The organism is Rhizobium sp. SAFR-030 (assembly GCF_059415005.1).
Genome location: NZ_JBPFDO010000002.1, coordinates 191,828 through 209,026, shown reverse-complemented (window position 1 = coordinate 209,026; position 17,199 = coordinate 191,828). Strand labels below are relative to the sequence as shown.

17 protein-coding genes are annotated in these 17,199 nt (G+C 63.4%); 13 read left to right on the top strand and 4 right to left on the bottom strand.

Translation table 11 applies throughout. The features are described from left to right. Positions 1-88 precede the first annotated feature (88 nt). On the bottom strand, positions 89-883 hold the full coding sequence (locus tag ACR65N_RS06740) for an alpha/beta fold hydrolase (RefSeq protein ID WP_440456313.1): 795 nt from the start codon (positions 881-883) through the stop codon (positions 89-91). A gap of 142 nt (positions 884-1,025) precedes the next feature. On the opposite strand from ACR65N_RS06740, the gene ACR65N_RS06735 reads away from it, so the two are divergent. Then, positions 1,026-1,496, top strand: a complete 471-nt coding sequence (locus ACR65N_RS06735; RefSeq protein ID WP_440456312.1) for a MarR family winged helix-turn-helix transcriptional regulator — start codon at positions 1,026-1,028, stop codon at positions 1,494-1,496. 36 nt (positions 1,497-1,532) lie between these two features. On the opposite strand, the gene ACR65N_RS06730 is transcribed toward ACR65N_RS06735, so the two are convergent. Then, positions 1,533-2,594, bottom strand: a complete 1,062-nt coding sequence (locus tag ACR65N_RS06730) for a LacI family DNA-binding transcriptional regulator (protein WP_440456311.1) — start codon at positions 2,592-2,594, stop codon at positions 1,533-1,535. Positions 2,595-2,694: 100 nt separating this feature from the next. Between ACR65N_RS06730 and ACR65N_RS06725 the strand changes: the two genes are divergently transcribed. Next, entirely contained in the window at positions 2,695-3,531 is an 837-nt protein-coding gene (locus tag ACR65N_RS06725; protein WP_440456310.1) for a phytanoyl-CoA dioxygenase family protein, read from the top strand. Between the two features lie 59 nt (positions 3,532-3,590). Here the strand turns inward: ACR65N_RS06725 and ACR65N_RS06720 are convergent, their stop codons facing one another. After that, on the bottom strand, positions 3,591-4,610 hold the full coding sequence (locus ACR65N_RS06720; protein ID WP_440456309.1) for a LacI family DNA-binding transcriptional regulator: 1,020 nt from the start codon (positions 4,608-4,610) through the stop codon (positions 3,591-3,593). Between the two features lie 213 nt (positions 4,611-4,823). Here ACR65N_RS06720 and ACR65N_RS06715 point away from each other — a divergent pair, with 213 nt between their 5' ends. The 4 genes from ACR65N_RS06715 (at position 4,824) to ACR65N_RS06700 (ending at position 9,362) form a co-directional block, all read left to right on the top strand. Continuing rightward, complete coding sequence (locus ACR65N_RS06715) at positions 4,824-5,807, top strand: ABC transporter substrate-binding protein (protein WP_440456308.1); 984 nt, start codon at positions 4,824-4,826, stop codon at positions 5,805-5,807. Between the two features lie 70 nt (positions 5,808-5,877). Beyond that, entirely contained in the window at positions 5,878-7,371 is a 1,494-nt protein-coding gene (locus tag ACR65N_RS06710; protein ID WP_440456307.1) for a sugar ABC transporter ATP-binding protein, read from the top strand. A gap of 7 nt (positions 7,372-7,378) precedes the next feature. After that, the gene (locus ACR65N_RS06705; RefSeq protein ID WP_440456306.1) at positions 7,379-8,374 is read left to right on the top strand and encodes an ABC transporter permease; all 996 of its coding nucleotides are present in this window, start codon (positions 7,379-7,381) and stop codon (positions 8,372-8,374) included. A gap of 10 nt (positions 8,375-8,384) precedes the next feature. Next, positions 8,385-9,362, top strand: a complete 978-nt coding sequence (locus ACR65N_RS06700; RefSeq protein WP_440456305.1) for an ABC transporter permease — start codon at positions 8,385-8,387, stop codon at positions 9,360-9,362. Between the two features lie 31 nt (positions 9,363-9,393). Here ACR65N_RS06700 and ACR65N_RS06695 read toward each other — a convergent pair whose 3' ends face one another. Beyond that, positions 9,394-10,209 carry an alpha/beta fold hydrolase gene (locus ACR65N_RS06695; protein WP_440456304.1) on the bottom strand — a complete coding sequence of 272 codons (816 nt, stop codon included), beginning with the start codon at positions 10,207-10,209 and terminating at the stop codon, positions 9,394-9,396. 311 nt (positions 10,210-10,520) lie between these two features. Between ACR65N_RS06695 and ACR65N_RS06690 the strand changes: the two genes are divergently transcribed. The 7 genes from ACR65N_RS06690 (at position 10,521) to ACR65N_RS06660 (ending at position 17,163) form a co-directional block, all read left to right on the top strand. Further along, entirely contained in the window at positions 10,521-11,447 is a 927-nt protein-coding gene (locus ACR65N_RS06690; RefSeq protein ID WP_440456303.1) for a DMT family transporter, read from the top strand. Positions 11,448-11,507: 60 nt separating this feature from the next. Then, entirely contained in the window at positions 11,508-12,815 is a 1,308-nt protein-coding gene (gene otnK / locus ACR65N_RS06685) for a 3-oxo-tetronate kinase (protein ID WP_440456302.1), read from the top strand. Then, a complete protein-coding gene (locus ACR65N_RS06680; protein WP_440456301.1) occupies positions 12,812-13,459 on the top strand; it encodes a class II aldolase/adducin family protein in 648 nt (215 codons plus the stop codon). The genes otnK and ACR65N_RS06680 overlap by 4 nt, the downstream gene beginning before the upstream one ends. A gap of 19 nt (positions 13,460-13,478) precedes the next feature. Then, positions 13,479-14,267, top strand: coding sequence for a shikimate dehydrogenase family protein (locus ACR65N_RS06675; RefSeq protein WP_440456300.1), 789 nt, complete (start codon positions 13,479-13,481; stop codon positions 14,265-14,267). Between the two features lie 129 nt (positions 14,268-14,396). Then, positions 14,397-15,500, top strand: a complete 1,104-nt coding sequence (locus tag ACR65N_RS06670) for an ABC transporter ATP-binding protein (protein WP_440456299.1) — start codon at positions 14,397-14,399, stop codon at positions 15,498-15,500. 44 nt (positions 15,501-15,544) lie between these two features. Beyond that, positions 15,545-16,375, top strand: coding sequence for an ABC transporter permease (locus ACR65N_RS06665; RefSeq protein WP_440456781.1), 831 nt, complete (start codon positions 15,545-15,547; stop codon positions 16,373-16,375). Next, positions 16,372-17,163 carry an ABC transporter permease gene (locus ACR65N_RS06660; protein WP_430306695.1) on the top strand — a complete coding sequence of 264 codons (792 nt, stop codon included), beginning with the start codon at positions 16,372-16,374 and terminating at the stop codon, positions 17,161-17,163. The genes ACR65N_RS06665 and ACR65N_RS06660 overlap by 4 nt, the downstream gene beginning before the upstream one ends. Positions 17,164-17,199 lie beyond the last annotated feature (36 nt).

Below are 17,199 nucleotides of genomic sequence, written 5' to 3'. Positions count from 1 at the left end.
CCGTCGGCGGTGCCAGCCGATGGCCACACACAGGCAGGCAGCCGGTCCGGGAACCGACTGCCTGCCTGCCGATGCGATTCCGATATCCTCAACGCTTGGCTTCACCCGCGCTGCGCGCCGCGTTGTCGATAACGTCGGCGATCACCTTCGGCTGGGTCATGAACAATGCGTGGCTGGCCTTGACCTCGGTGATCCTGGCGCCCATCCGATCCGCCATCTTGTGCAGCATGCGGCCGTCGAAAGCCTTGTCTTCCGTGGCGATAACAGCCCAGCTCGGCTTCGACCTCCAGGCTGCGTTCTCAAGCTTCGTCGCGAAGGACGACATATTGACCGGCACCTGCGAGTCGCGAAGGAAGGCCGCATCCGCATCGCTCGTGTCGGCAGCAAAGCCGGCCTTGAACTTCTGCAGGTCGAGGAAGCCGAAGCCGTCCGCCGAGGTTTCGATAACGAATTCGGGCGAACCGGTGAAGCCCTTGTACTGGTCGGCGGTGGTTTCGCCGGCATCCGGCGCCAGTGCCGAGACGTAGACAAGGCCCGCCACGTCCGGATGAACGCCGGCTTCGGTGATGATCGTGCCGCCCCAGGAGTGGCCGACGAGGATGGTCTGGCCGGTCTGACGATCGAGCACGCGCTTGGTTGCGGCGACATCGTCGGCGAGCGACGTGAGGGGGTTCTGGACGATGCTGACACGGTAGCCGCGCGCCGTCAGCAGGTCGTAGACGCCGCGCCATCCGGAGCCGTCGGCAAATGCTCCGTGTACGAGAACGACGTTCTTGACGGCCTGCTGCTGAGGCAGCGTATCGGCGGAATGGGCGGGATTGACGACAGTGATCGCTGCGGCAAAAGCGGCGGCAACGATGGTGGCGGTGCTGATCGTGGTCATGATGCTTTCTCCTATTTAGCGATAACTGTTATCGCGATATATGTCTTCTAGCAGTGCCGGTGATCGCTTGTCAACATATTTCTTATCGCGATATTTATTTTAGCGGCAGGTTGTCTTATATGGATGTGAAAGGAGTATCGCAGTGACCAGAAAGCCCGCCGGAAACCCACCACCGCTGGACGACCAGCTCTGTTACGCCATCTACTCGGCGGGCATTGCGATACAGCGCGTCTACAAACCGCTGCTCGATGGGCTGGGACTGACCTACCCGCAATATCTTGTTCTCAACGTCCTGTGGCGCGAGGACGAGCAGACGGTCGGAGGGATTGCCGAGAAGCTGGCGCTGGAATCGAGCACGCTGACGCCACTTCTGAAACGACTGGAGGCTGCCGGCCTGGTGCGTCGGACCCGCAATCCGGAAAACGAGCGTCAGGTGATCGTCGCCTTGAGCGACAAAGGTCGCTCGATGCAATCCGAAGCAGGCTGTCTTGGCGAGGCGCTGCTCGCTGCCTCGACCCAGACCCCTCAGGATCTTGCCAAGCTCAACCGGGACACGCGCAACCTGCGCGACGCGATCTACGCGCAGATCGGCGGCTGGACGTCGATTTCCTGAACCGCGTGAAGTCGAGGCCGGCGCGTGCCCTGATGCTCAGGAGATGGACAGAGCTCCAGCCGACGCTCTCTCGATCAGAGTGCACGACACCTTGTGCACGGCGGGCGGCTTCGTTCCGCCCGTCGACTGCTCTTCTAGCTGGCGGATGGCCCAGGCGCCCATTGCCCGATGCGGCAGATCAACCGTGGTGAGTTGCGGCCGCAGGTGGCGGCCAAGCTCGTCATCATCGTAGCCGATGACGGAAATGTCCTGCGGGACCTGCAGCCCTGCGTCGCGGATGGCGTTGAAGCAGCCCATTGCCATCTTGTCGTTCTGGCAGAAGATTGCCGTCGGGCGGTCTTGCAGCGCCAGCAGTTTCTGCGTCGCCTCGTATCCGGATGTCGGCGTCCAGCTGCCTTCGGCGATCAACTGGTCGTCGTAGGGCAACCCCGCTTCCTTGAGCGCCCGGCGATAGCCGATCAGCCGGTCCTGTGCCGCTTCCATGAAGCTTTCACCGGTCACCATTCCGATCCGCCGGTGGCCAAGCTCGATCATCGCCTTTGTCGCCATGCGCCCGCCGTTGATCTCGTCCGGCACGACGGATGGAAAGCGGTGGTCGCTGGTGTAGCAGTTGAGCAGCACCATCGGCACCGGCAAGTTGTCGAAAGCTGGGCCGGGCGCCACCCGTCGGGTGAAAATCGACATATAGACGATGCCCTGCGCGCCGGCACGCAGCAGCCGCTCGAGCGCCCTCTCCTCATGCTCGGCCCGTCCCTGGGTCTGGGCCACGAGAATGGTGACCTCGTCTTCCCAGGATTCCTGGCGCGCACCTTCGATTGCGTTGACGGCCTCCGGGGTCGTCGAGATCTGGTCAACGATGAAACCGACGCAACCGCCTCGCAATTCCGGCATCGCCGCCCGCCGGACGATACCGCCCATGCCGTAACCCAGCGACCGGGCAGCCTCGACCACGCGCGCCCGCAATTCGGCGGAGATCTTGATGTCCTTCGTGTTGTTGAGCACGACAGATACCGTCGCCTGCGAACAGCCGGCAGCCTTGGCGACATCCATCATCGTCACCCGCTTCGATGCCCTGCGGCTCTTTGCACTTGCGTCCATCCGGACCTCCTGCGCCATCATTAGCGGAACTAAATTAATTACGCCATTGACTAATAATTATTAGTCGCGATATCCTTGTTCATGTCGAGGAGGACATCCGATGAACGCACATCCAAAATTCGATTACGACCTGGCCCAGCACATGAAGACGCTCGCCGATGACGGGATCATCGGACTGAAGGGTGCCTTCAAGCCTGAATGGGCCGACGAAATGCGCGAAGACATGATGACCGCCTTCTGGTCGGCCATCCAGAGACCCGGCGGCGCCGTCGGCCGCGGACCGCGTCGCTGGTACGTGGAAATTCATCCGCAGAACTTCCGCGGCTTCGTCGACCTCATCACCCACCCGTGGCTGGTCGACATCTGCACCAACGCGCTTGGACCGGATTACGAGATCGTCGAGATTGGCCTGGACGTGCCCTTCCAGGGCGCGAAGTACCAGCCCTGGCACCGCGACTTCCCATCGCCGGTCGATACCTATCGCGATCGCAAGATCACCTCGCTTGCCTTCAACCTGACCGGCGTCGACGTGACCGAGGACATGGGACCCTTCGAGGTCGCGCCGGGCACGCAGTATGACGACGGCCGCGAATGGAAGCACGAGATGTTCCCGGACAAGTCGCTGTGGGGACGCTTCAACGAGCGAGCCACGCGCAAATTCCCCAAGCGCGGCGACATCTCCTGCCGCTCTGCCCTCACCGTCCATCGCGGCACCGAACATCTTTCGCCGATCGCCCGTCCGGTCATGGTCCTGGGCGTCGACGCTCCCGGTGCCGGCCATGCCGAACTGCACGACATGATGGTGACAAAGGACTGGTACGACGCGCTGCCGGATATCGCCAAGAAGCACCTCGTGTGCCGCGTCGTCGACGAACTGGTGCCGATCACCCAGAAGCACGACATCGAAGGCCTTGTCATGGGTGCCGACCCGACCTGAGGCACCGACACCTAAAATCAGCCGCAGCCTGGGTGACGCCCGGGCTGCGGCTTTGTCGTTCAAACAGCTGCCGGGGCGCCCGTCGTGCTGCGGATGACGACGGGGCCGTCGATCTTCAGGGTCATCGGCCGCACCGGCTTGCCATGCAGCACCATGTCGATCAGCATTTCCGCCGCCTTCTGGCCCATCTCGTAGTTCGGCAGCACGATGGTCGTCAGCGGCGGATGCGTGTAGCGCGCCAGTTCCTGATCGTCGTAGCCCATGATCGAGATGTCCTCTGGCACCCGCAGGCCCCGCTCCGACGCCGCCTCGAGCGCGCCGATAGCCATAAGGTCGTTGCCGCAGAGGATCGCCGTCGGCCGCTCCGGCAGGGACATCAGGTCGAGCGCCGCCTCATAGCCAAGCGAAGGCAACCAATCGCCGTTGCGCACCAGCGTCTCGTCGAAGGCGATGTCGGCCGTCGCCAGCGCCTGCTTGTAGCCTTTCAGCCGATCGATCGCGGCATCCATCCATGGCTCACCGTTGATGAAGGCGATCCGCCGGTGGCCGAGGCCGGTCAGATGCGCCGTCGCCGCAAATCCGCCCGACACCTCGCCCGGCACGATCGCCATGTGCTGCCGCCCGTCGGTCGTACAGTTGAGCAGAACGGTCGGGATGCCCTTCAGCAGTTCGGGCAGCTTGACGCCGCGGGTGAAGATTGTCGCGTAGATCACCCCGACGACCGCCGGATCCGCTGCCACGGAGCGCAGGATCGCATCCTCGAGATCCTTGTTCGAACGGGTGGCATGCGCGGAGACCAGGATCCCCTGCTCGAATGCATGGTCGCGGGCGCCGTCGAGACTGACCACCGGATGCGGGCTCGTCGAGATCTCGTCGACGATGAAGGCGATCTTCGTCTTTTCCGTTACCGGATCGCGGAGCGGTTCGTGACGTTCGCCCGGCAGGCGGTAGCCGATGCTGTGGGCCGCCTCGCGCACCTTCTGCTGGGTCTCGGCCGAAATGCGGGCGCCGGTCATCTGGTTCAGCACCAGCGAGACGCTCGACTGCGACACGCCCGCAACGCGGGCGACATCGGTCATCGTCGGTCGGCTCTGCCCATCCCGGCGACCCCGAACCCGCTTTCCGCCGTTCCCGCTATCCACTGCCCGAATCCCCCTTGTGCTGACCGTCATCACGCACATGCTAATAATTTTGAGCTTGACTGTTAATATCATTAGCAACAAATTGCCAGCGTCAACGTTTGAGTTGGCACCGATCTGAGGAGGTCGGGATAACCGGGAGGAGACACTGAGATGCCCGCATTCTCACGCCGCACACTGATGCTTGCCGCAAGCGCGCTTGGGGCGCTGACGCTGACCGCCGGCATCGCCGCGGCACAGGTTCCGCCACTGGAGCAGAAGACCACCTACAAGGTCGGCTTCGCACAGACCGAATCCAACAATCCCTGGCGCATCGCCCAGACCGAGAGCATGAAGGCGGAAGCCGCCAAGCTCGGCTACCAGCTGGTCTACACCGACGCTGCCGGCTCTGCCGCCAAGCAGGTTGCCGACGTCAACTCGATGATCGCCCAGGGCGTCGACGTCATCTTCCTTGCGCCGCGCGAAGAAAAGCCGCTGATCCCGGCCGTCATGGCCGCCAAGAAGAACGGCATCCCGGTCATCCTGCTCGACCGCAGCGTCGATCCGAAGCTCGCCAAGGCCGGCAAGGATTACCTGACCTTCATCGGCTCCGACTTCATCAAGGAAGGCGAGCGGGCGGCCGAATGGCTCGTCAAGAACGCCAACGGCAAGACCAAGATCATCGAGCTTGAGGGAACCACCGGTTCGTCGCCTGCCAACGATCGCAAGAAGGGTTTTGACGAGGCCATCAAGAAGGCGGAAGGCTTCTCCATCGTCGCCTCGCAGTCCGGCGATTTCGCTCGCGACAAGGGACGTCAGGTTGCCGAAGCCCTGCTGCAGGCCCATCCGGACGCAAACGTCATCTACGCGCACAACGACGAGATGGCGATCGGCGCGATCTCGGCGGTCGAGGCCGCCGGCAAGGTGCCGGGCAAGGATGTCCTCATCCTGTCGATTGACGGTGGCAAGGAAGCAGTCGGCCTGGTTGCCGAAGGCAAGATCGCAGCTGTGGTGGAGTGCAACCCGCGCTTCGGACCCAAAGCCTTCGAGACCATGGCACGTTATGCCAAGGGCGAAAAGATCGAGCCGTGGGTGATCAACGAAGACAAGTTCTACGACTCTTCGAATGCCAAGGCCGAACTCGCCAACGCCTACTGACCTCACGCAGAACAACGACGTCCCCGGCCGCCGAGACGGCCGGGGCGCTTCATGCAATGCGAGGATCCCCATGCTGCTATCCATGCAGTCCATCTCCAAGTCCTTCGGCGGCGTGGCAGCCTTGCGCGGCGTATCGCTTGATGTGGCCGAAGGCGAGATCATGGCCCTGGTCGGTCAGAACGGCGCGGGCAAGTCGACGCTGATCAAGATCCTGACCGGCGCCTACCGGCTCGACGAAGGCACGATCCAGTTTGCCGGCCGCGATGTCCCGTTTTCGACGCCCGCCGAAAGCCAGGCCGCAGGGATCGCCACGATCTACCAGGAGATCAACCTGGCGCCGCAGCGCTCCGTTGCCGAGAACATCTACCTTGCACGTGAGCCGCGCCGCTTCGGTTTCCTCGATCACGGCGCCATGCGCGACGGCGCGCGGCGGGTCCTGAAAACCTTCAACCTGGACATCGACGCCGAACGTCCCGTGGCGCATTTCAATGCCGCAACCCGGCAGATGGTCGCCATCGCCCGGGCGGTGACGCAGAACGCCAGGCTGCTGATCATGGACGAACCGACCTCGTCGCTCGACGAACGGGAGGTGGGGATCCTGTTCGAGACCATCCGCACCCTGAAAAAGAACGGTGTTGCGGTCATCTTCATCGGCCATCGCCTCGACGAGCTTTACGCCATCTGCGACCGGGTGACGATCATGCGCGACGGCCAGACCGTCGCCGTCAGCCCGATGCGCGACATGGCCAAGATGGACCTGGTCAGGAATATGCTCGGCCGCGAACTGGCCGCCTTCGAAGCGGTCGCAAGCAGCGCCGATCACGCTGTGGAGAGGCCAGTGCGGCTGGAACTGAAGCAGGCGGGCTCCGGCGTGCGGGTCCGCGGCGTCGACCTCACCGTACGCGAGGGCGAAATCTCCGGCCTTGCAGGTCTCCTCGGTTCGGGTCGCACGGAAACGGCACGCATCATCTTCGGCGTCGACCGGCTGGAGCACGGCAGCATGCAGTTTGCCGGGCGCGAACGCAGCTATGGCGAACCGGTGGAGGCGATCGCCGACGGTATTGGCCTGGTGTCGGAAGACCGCAAGGTGGACGGCATCATCCCCGACATGAGCATCCGCGAGAACATGACGCTGGCGCTGCTGCCGAAACTGCGCAAGGCCGGCATCGTCGACCGCGATCGGCAGAACGAGATCGTCCTGCGGTTCATCGATCAGTTGCGGATCAAGTGCGCGTCGCCGGACCAGCCGATCAAGGAGCTTTCCGGCGGCAATCAGCAGAAGGTTCTTCTGGCCCGCTGGCTCTGCACTGATCCGAAGGTCCTGATCGTCGACGAACCGACGCGCGGCATCGACGTCGGTGCCAAGTCCGAGATCCTCAAGCTGCTGCGATCGCTCGCCGACGACGGTCTCAGCATCCTGATGATCTCCTCGGAACTTGAGGAACTGCTGGCTGCAGCCGACAGGATCACCGTCCTCAGCGACGGCCAGTCGGTCGCCGTCCTTCCCCGCCAGGAGCTGTCCGAGAAGGCGCTGCTGGCCGCTATGGCCCATCAGGTGGACTGACGTGACAATGACCGACACCACATCCTCCAAACCGGCAGCCTCCAGGCCTTCGCTGCTGCACTTGGCGAGCCGCTACGGGACGCTGTTTGCGCTGCTGGCGCTGATTGTCTTCAACGTCGTCATGACGCCGAATTTTGTCTCCTGGCAGACGCTCAACGTCAACCTCACCCAGGTGGCGGCGATCGTCATCGTTGCGACTGGCATGACGCTGGTGATCGCCACTGGCGGCATCGATCTCTCGGTCGGATCGCTGATGGCGATTTCGGGCGCCATCGCCCCGATGATCTTCCTCGGCATGCTGCTGCCAATCGACAGTCCCGGGCTGCTGGTGGCGCTCGCCTTCGTCGTGCCGATCATCGTCACCATGGCGTTCGGTGCCTTCAACGGGCTGCTGGTAACGCGCTATGCCGTTCAGCCAATTGTGGCGACCCTGGTTCTTTTTATCGCCGGGCGCGGCATCGCCCAGGTGCTCACCAACGGCAATCTTCAGGTCTTCAAGAACCCGACCTTCCAGTTCATCGCCATGGGCAAGGTCGCCGGCATCCCGACCCAGGTTGCGCTGATGATCGTCGTTGCCGTGCTTGCCTATGCCTTGATCCGCTTCACGGTATTCGGCCGGCAGGTGCTCGCGGTCGGCGGCAACGAGCAGGCCGCACGGCTTGCCGGCATTCCGGTGAAGCGGATCAAGATCCTCGTCTATGTGATCTCCGGCGCTCTGGCCGGTCTTGCGGGATTGGTGGTCGTCGCCCGCAATTCGGCGAGTGACGCCAACCTCGTCGGGCTGGGCATGGAACTCGACGCGATCGCCGCGGTCGCGGTCGGCGGCACGCTGCTGTCCGGCGGACGGGCGAACATCGTCGGAACGGTTCTCGGCGCCCTGGTGATCCAGTTGGTCCGCTACACGCTGCTTGCCAATGGCGTGCCGGACGCAGCGGCGCTCGTCGTCAAGGCCGGCCTGATCGTGATTGCGGTCTATATCCAACAGCGGGCCGACCGCAGCTAGGACTTAACCGATGCTTTCCCTGTTTCGACCAAAATCCTCCGGCGACCTCGCGCGCCTCGGCGTCATCGTCGCGCTGCTGGCACTGATCCTGTTCGGCGCGCTGCGCTACGAAAACTTCCTGTCGCCGTTCAATATCCTGAGCTTCCTGCGCTACAATTCGATGTTTGCGCTGATCGGGCTCGGCATGGCCTTCGTCATCATGACCGGCGGGATCGACCTGTCGGTCGGCGGCGTCGCGGCGCTGGCAAGCGTCGTTTCCGCCTTCGCCTCGCCCTATGGCTGGGCGGCCGGCATGGGCGCGGGGCTGGCTGCCGGACTGGTGTTCGGCCTGCTCAACGGCTTCATGATCACTCAGATGCGCATCCAGCCGTTCATCGCGACGCTCGCGGCGATGCTTGCTTCCTACGGCATGGCGCTCTTGCTTGCCGACAACCAATCGGTCGACGTGTCCTACGAAACGGGCTTCACGATGATCGGCCAGGACGATTTCCTCGGCTTCCCGATCCCGGCCTGGATTGCGCTTGCGGCCTTCGTCATCGGCTGGATCTTCCTTGAGCGCTTGCCGGCCGGCCGGCACGTGCTGGCTGTCGGCGACGGCGAATACACAGCCTCGCTGATGGGCCTCAAGGTGAAGCGGACCATCTTCTCCGTCTACGCTGTCTCCGGATTGCTCGCCGGGCTTGCCGGAACCATCCTTGCCGCGCAGTTCGGCGCGGGCCAGCCGACGGAGGGCGTCGGCTGGGAGCTTTTCGCCATCGCCTCTGTCGTCGTTGGCGGCACGCTGCTGACCGGCGGCGCCGGATCGGTCGGCGCGACGCTTGCCGGTGTCCTGCTGCTGGGGATGGTCTTCAACATCCTCAACTTCGAGAACGGCCTCGGCTGGATCTCGCTCTCCGCCTACTGGCAGTCGGTCATCCGCGGGCTGTTCCTGCTGGTGGTCATCGTGCTGCAGGCAAAGATCAGCGGCCGGAGCGCGCAGACCCAGTAATGGCCCGGCGCGACCGCAGCCGAACAAAGCATCAGAGTGGCGCGACGTCCGCGAGGAACAGCGACAGGATCGCGTTGAACCTGTCCGGCGTTTGCCAGAACGGTGCGTGCCCGGCATTGGCGACCCGGAAGCACCGGCCTTGCCAGAGGCTGGAAAACGGCACGTCATCGATGTAGTCGAGGTTGACGATCTGGTCGTCAGCGCCGTTGATCATCGCAAGCGGCACCGATGTCGCCGTGACCACGTCTCTCTGATTGACGCCTGTTCCCCTGGCTGCGCCCGCAAACAGCATCGAGCGGAAATCACGGTCCGTCCGTGCCACCGCTTGGCGCAGGAACGGTTCGGCCGTGTCTCCGATGACACCCGCGATAAACCGGTCGACCTCCTCCGGTGTCAGTTCGCCCTTTCCGCCGAGCCCGCCCAGCGGTCTGCCGCAGAACCCTTCCGCCATGACGACGCCCGTCGGCGGAGCGCCGATCAGGCAAACGCCGGTGATGATCTGCGACCGGGACAGCATCTCGATTGCCACGTGCCCGCCGAGCGACCAGCCGACGACGACTGCCTCCCTCACCTTCATTGTATGGAGAAGCTCCAGAACCGCATCGGCCAATCCCGGGCGGGTGTAGGTCCGAAGCTTGTCCGGCGCATCGCTCGATTGACCGTGGCCGGGCAGATCGCAGCGGATCAGCCGGTAGTCGGCAAACAGTGGCGAGGTGACCTGTTTGTTGAACACCTCTCGGCAGGAGGAGTTGCCGTGTATGAAAACGACGTCAGGTCCCCCGCCTTCGCTGATTTCGACGGCAATCATGCCGTGCGACGTGTCGATGTATTGGCAACTGCTTGGCATGTCTGATCCCGCTTCCGAGGCACTGGTGCATCCGGCTCGCAGACGAATGAGGGAACAGGTTCGCGGCAAGCCAGTGCGGTCGTGACAATGGAGGCGCGGTACGAGCGGACAGTTTCAGAGACGCCCGATCATGTTGCAACGGCAACGGAAGCGAGGGTCACGTCGCCAACGGTGCTGGTGAGCGGGCACCGGCCCTCCGAGCCGGACGCAGTCTTCGCGTCAAACAGAAGCAGCCCCTAATTCTCCTCTTCCAATCGTGAAATATGATATAACGGAAACGTGTATCTTTGCATCCAGAAGGTTGTAACGTCTTGACCAATGTCTACATCCTCGCCGTGCTGGCCTACGCCGCGTTTTCCGTCACGGACGCCAGCGTCAAGGCGGCCGGCGGACATCTGTCGATCTTCGAGACCGCCTTCATCGTCAACGTCTTCGCTGGCCTGGCGCTGCTGGCGACCCGCCATCCCGACCAGCGATGGCGCGATTTCTGGCGGACCGACCATCCGTTGGCGGTGCATGGCCGCGCCATCTGCGGGGTGGTCGCCAGCCTCTGCGGCGTCTATGCCTTTACAACGATTCCGCTGGCGCAGGCCTATGCGCTGGTATTCCTGGCCCCCTTGTTCGTCACGATCATGTCGGCGCTGGTGCTGAAGGAACATGTCGGCATCTGGCGCTGGTCGGCCGTTGTCGTCGGCTTCCTTGGCGTGCTTCTCGTCGTCAAGCCCGGCAATCAGCCCTTCGAAGCGGGTCATCTCGCGGCGATCTTCACCGGTCTCGGGACCGGAACTGCCGTGATCATCCTGCGACGGGTCGGCGGCAAGGTGAAAACCACCAGCGTTCTCGGCACACTTATCCTCTACCTCCTCGGCCTCAACGCGGTCGCCATGCTGGTGCGCGGCGTCAGCGTGCCATCCTGGAAAGAATGTGCTCTGCTTGCGCTCGCCGGCATCTGTTACGGGCTCGGGCAGTGGGCCTTCGTACTGGCGACGCGATACGGCAATGCCAACCAGATCGCACCCATGCACTACTCGCAGCTTGCATGGGCTGTCGTGTTCGGTGCCCTGATCTTCAACGAATTTCCCGATGCCATTGCGCTTGTCGGCATCTTCATCATAGCATCCGCAGGGCTGCTGACGGTCGTGCGGGAACAGTTGCGCGGCAAGCCCAACGCTGCGGCGCACGCGGCCACTGTCGACCTCACCGACGCCACCGCAGCCGGCGATCAAGCGGAAAAATAGATCCCAGCCTTTCCTTCCAGAATATTTGATATATCATGTATGAGCTAGCGAGGCTCAATAGTGACAGACGCACTCAACATGATGATGAAGCCGATATTTGGGGTCGTTGCCGACGATCTGACAGGTGGGATGGAGACAGCGGCGATGCTGGTCGCCCAGGGCGTCAATTGCGCCTTCGTCACGGATCCCGACGCTGTTGCGAGCCTCGGCGATGTCGATGCGATAGTCGTCGCCCAAAAGACCCGCGTCGTTCCGGCAGCCATGGCCGTCGACAAGACCGAGCGGGCGGTGCGCGCATTGCTGGCTCGCGGCACCCGGCAGATCTTCTTCAAATATTGCGCCACCTTCGACTCGACGGATGAAGGCAATATCGGCCCCGTAGCCGACATGCTGTTGGCGGTGACCGATGCTCCCTACACCGCCTTCTGCCCGTCCTCTCCGGCGCTGAAGCGCACCGTCTACAACGGACACCTGTTCCTCGGCAGCCAGCTCATTTCGGAATCGCCGAAGCGTCACGATCCGCTGACACCGATGACCGATCCGGACCTCGTTCGCGTGTTGCAGCGGCAGACGAAGATGCCCGTCGGCTTGCTCGCCCACCCCGCCGTCAGCGAGGGCGGAGCATCGCTGGAGCAGGCCGTTGCCGAACAGGCAGCGCAGGGCATTCGCCATTTCATCACCGACGCGATCTACGACCGCGACCTCGATGCCATTGCCGACCTGACCTGCGATTGGGCGGTGATGACCGGCAATGCGACCATCGTCCAGCATTATCCGGCGCTATGGCGGGCCAAAGGCCTCCTGCAGGGCGAGCCGCATACGCGCAGCCTGCGGCCGGTGTCCGGCAAGGGCGTCGTGCTATCCGGCAGCTGCGCCGAACGGACGCTCGAACAACTTGGGGACTTCGAGCGATCACACCCTGTCCTGCGCATCAACCTGACGGGAATCGACAGCGCCGAGGCGGCAGTCGCAGCGGCCCTTCAGTGGGCGCTGCCCAAACTTGAGGCCGGCCCTGTCGGCCTGTCTACCTCCGCGGCGCCGGAAGCCGTGGCTCAAGCCCAGGCGAGCTACGGCCGGGAAGGTGCATCGGCGCTGGCGGAGCAGATCGTCGGCGACTTGGCCGTCGCTTTCCATCAGGCCGGCGTGCGGCGGTTCGTCGTTGCCGGCGGCGAGACCTCCGGCTCGGTCGTCGAGCGGCTTGGCATCCGCGGCCTGAATGTCGGACCCTATGGCGGCCCGGGCATCGGCACTGCGACGACGGACGAGGACGATCCGGTCGCGCTCTGCCTTAAATCCGGAAAACTCGGGCCAGTCGACCTGTTCACCCGGGCGCTCGCCTCGATGCAGAACCCGGAGACATTTGCATGAACGAGATGGACCTGCGCGAGACGATGCTCGGCGTTGTCGCCAAGCTGGAAGACAAGGGCTTCAATCACGGCTCGAGCGGCAATGTCAGCTGCCGGATCGGCGACGACATGCTGGTGACCCCAACCGGCGGCAACAGCGGCAACATGACGCCCGACCGACTGGTTCGGCTGGATCGCAACGGCGATACGATCGGCGACGGCATTCCTTCCAGCGAATGGCATATGCATCAGGCGATCCTCCACGCCTACCCACATGTGCAGGCCGTCATCCATACCCATGCGGATAGCTGCGTGGCGCTCTCCTGCCTCGCCAAGCCCATCCCTGCATTCCACTACATGATTGCCAGCTTCGGCGGCAACGATGTGCCATGCGCGCCCTATGCCACCTTCGGAACGAAGGCGCTGGCAGACGGCGCCGTCGCCGCCCTCAGGTCCCGCAAAGCCTGCCTGCTCGCCAATCACGGCATGATCGTTGCGGCCACCTCCCTGCAGCAGGCCTTCGACCTGACGGTGAAGCTTGAGACGCTCGCCCGCCAGTACATCCTCGCGCGCCAGGCGGGTGAGCCGGCCATCCTTCCGGACGACGAGATCGCGCGGGTTCTCGAACGCTACAAGGGCTACGGCCGCAGCCGGCTGCCCGGCTGACCAGAGAGGAAAATGCTCCATGGAGATCACCGGCAAGTCGAAGATCATGTTCGTGCTGGCCGATCCCGTGGACCATGTTCGCGCCAGCGGGGTGCTAAACGCCTATTTTACCGAGATCGGCGAGGATGTCGCGACCTCGCCCCTCGCCGTCCGCCCGCAGGACCTTAGCCACGTCGTCGGCGCGATACGCCTGATGGGCAATGTCGTCGGCTTCGGCGTTACCATTCCCCACAAGGTGGCGATCATCCCGCTTCTCGACGAGATCTCCGACCGGGCGCGGATGATCGGTGCCGTCAACTTTGTGCGGCGGAGCGAGGAAGGGCGGCTGGTTGGCGACAACATGGATGCCCCCGGCTTCATCGCCGGTCTCAGCGCCCACGGATATTCAGTCGCCGGCAAGCGCGTGCTGCAAATCGGTGCGGGCGGTGCCGGTCGTGCCACTGCGCTCGCCATTGCTGAGGCCGGTGCCGCCGAATTGTGGATCTCCAATCGCGACGCTGCGCGCGGCAGGGCTCTCGCCGATGCCGTCCAGGCAGCTTTCCCCCAAACGCACGTAGTCTCGGGATCCGCCGCTGCGGACACCTTCGATCTGATCGTCAACACCACGTCTCTCGGCATGAAGCCCGGCGACGCCGTTCCTGTCGACCTCAGCCAGCTTCCCAGTTCCACAGTGGTCTACGACATCATCGTCAACCCGCCCGTGACCCGGCTCATGGAGATCGCCCATGCGCGAGGCGCTGTCACAATCGGCGGAAAAGCCATGCTCGACGCACAAATGGCTCTTGTAGGCGCGTTCATTCGGCGCTAGCATTCCGATATATCAAATATGATATCGGAGATTTACGCATAGGGACGGGATCGACTGCAATCTGAAGGGTCCTCGCCCTGAGCCAAGCCAAACAATAAAAGTGGGAACAAGGCTTCAGTGACTATGGCAATGAACAGAGAACAGACGGCAGGCGCCTCCATTCGCATCAGCCGTCTGGAAAAGCGCTTCGGTAGCGTCTTCGCCGTCGACGGCGTCGATATCTACATCGCCGCCGGCGAATTCCTTGCGCTGCTCGGGCCGAGCGGCTCCGGCAAGACCACCATCCTCATGAGCGTCGCCGGCTTCGAATTTCCGACAAGCGGAAACATCGTCGTCGATTCGGAAGATCTGACCTATGTGCCCGCCAACCAGCGCAATCTTGGCATGGTGTTCCAGAACTATACGCTGTTTCCACACATGTCCATTTTGGACAATGTGGCCTTCCCCCTGAAGATGCGCGGCATGCCGAAAGCCGAGCGGCACGCCAAGGCTGAAGAAGCGCTGGCGACGGTCCGTCTCGCCGGTTACGGCGGGCGCTTCCCCAGCCAGTTGTCGGGCGGCCAGCAGCAGCGCATCGCGCTGGCTCGGGCTATCGTCTACCGTCCTCGCGTGCTGCTGATGGACGAACCTCTGAGCGCGCTCGACAAGAACCTGCGCGAGGATATGCAGCTCGAGATCAAGCGCCTGCATGCCGAGCTTGGCATCACCGTCATCTTCGTCACCCACGACCAGAGCGAAGCCCTGACGATGGCCGACCGGGTCGCGGTGCTGAAGGACGGCAAGATCCAGCAGATCGGCCCGTCGCGCGAGCTCTACGAGCGGCCAGCCAATCTGTTCACCGCCGGCTTCATCGGCGAGATGAATTTCATCGACGTCACGGTCGAAAGCACTGGCGACGCGACCTCCGTTCTGCTGCCATCCGGCGAACGTTGGAACGTCCCGGCAACGGCAGCGGTCGACACCGTGCAGGCTGGCCAGAAGGCAATCCTCGGTTTCCGCCCCGAGCGACTGGGTCTCGGCGCCGCAGGGTCCGACTACACCTTGCAGGTGACGCTGTCGGATGTCGTCTATGCGGGCTCCGCGCTGCTGCTCATCGGCAAGCTGCCCGACGGCACCGAGATCCGCGCGCGGCTTCCGGGCGCCTCCGATCTCACGGCACTGACGCGTGGTGCGACAGCGACCTTCAGCGTGCCGAAGGAAGCCATCCTGCTCTACGCCGGAGGCGCCAAGTGACCAGCCGCACCCGATCCCAGTTCTGGCATTCCGACGGCCGTCGACTGAGCGGACTGGCGACCCTGCTGCTGCTGTCGCCGTTCTTCCTCATCATCGCCTTTGTGTTCATCTATCCGATCGGCCAGCTTCTCTACATCAGCTTCATGGAGCCGACCCCGACGCTCGACAACTATGCGCGCGTCGTTACCAACCCCGTCTATGCGCGGGTGCTGATGCGGACGATCTGGACGGCCGTGCTGGTGACGGGGCTTGCCGTCCTTCTCGGCTTCCCGGTCGCCTATTTCATGAGCCGTGCCCGCGGCACGACGGCGGCCCTGGTCGGCGCCTGCGTGATCCTTCCCCTGTGGTCGAGCGTGCTTGTGCGCACCGCCGCGTGGTCGTTCCTTTTCCAGCGCGAGGGCCTCGTGAATTCCGGCCTGATCGCCGTCGGCATCACCTCCGAGCCGCTGAAGCTTCTCTATACGCAAGGTGCGGTCGTCGTGGCGATGACCCATGTGCTGCTGCCGTTCATGATCCTGCCGATCTTCGGCTCCCTGCGCGCCATCCCCAACGACTATCTGCGTGCCGCAGCGGTGCTCGGAGCTTCCCGCTTTGCGACCTTCCGTGAAGTGATCCTGCCGCTCAGCCTGCCGGGCATCGCCAGTGGCTCGCTGCTGGTGTTCCTGACCGCACTCGGCTTCTTCATCACGCCGGCGCTTCTCGGGTCGCCGCAGGAACTGATGATCGCGACGCTCGTCTCGCAACAGATCCGCGAAGTCCTCGACTGGCCGTTCGCCTCGGCCCTCGTCGGTGTGCTCACGCTGTTCGTCACCTTGCTGGCGATCATCTTTAGCAAGACGTTGCGGTTCGACAGACTGATGGGAGCGCAAGCATGAAGCCGCCCGTCGACAAAGGCTCGCTGGCACTCGGCGTATATGTCTATGCCGTCCTTGCCTTCATCATCATTCCGCTGGTCATCGTCATTCCGATGTCCTTCGGCACGAGCGATTACCTCGAATTTCCGCCGCGCGGCTTCACGCTGAAGTGGTATGAGGAGTATTTCGCCAGCCGCCAGTGGCGCAATGCCACCTGGCTAAGCGTCCAGGTGGCCTTCCTGACCGCCATCTCGGCGTCGGTCATCGGCACGGCGGCAACCTATGCGATGGTCCGCGGCCGCAGCAGCCTGGCGACGCTCTTCCAGATCCTGCTGATCGGGCCGATCATCGTGCCGCATATCGCGCTGGCGGTCGGCCTCTACCTCTTCTTCCAGTCGATCGGCCTGTCGGGGACGGTACCGGGCTTCGTGCTGGCGCATACCATCCTGGCGCTACCCTTCGTGGTGTTCACCACCGCGTCGGCGCTCGGCAAGGTGGATGCCAACCTGGAGGCGGCGGCGATGAGCTGCGGCGCGAGCCGCTTCAACGCTTTCCGGCTGATCACCCTCCCGCTCATCCTGCCGAACGTGATCAGCGGCGCCCTGTTCGCGTTCATCATCTCCTTCGACGAGCCGGTCGTGTCGTTCTTCCTGTCCGGCGTCCGCTACAAGACGCTGCCGCGCCGGATGTTCGAGGATATCGAGCAGAACCTGACACCCATCATTCCGGCGATCGCCACGCTGCTGATCGTCCTTTCAATCGCGATCCTCGCCATTGCCTTCATCATGAGGTCGCGGGCCAAGACCTGACTGGGAACTACAATCAAGACTTAAAAAACAAGAGGA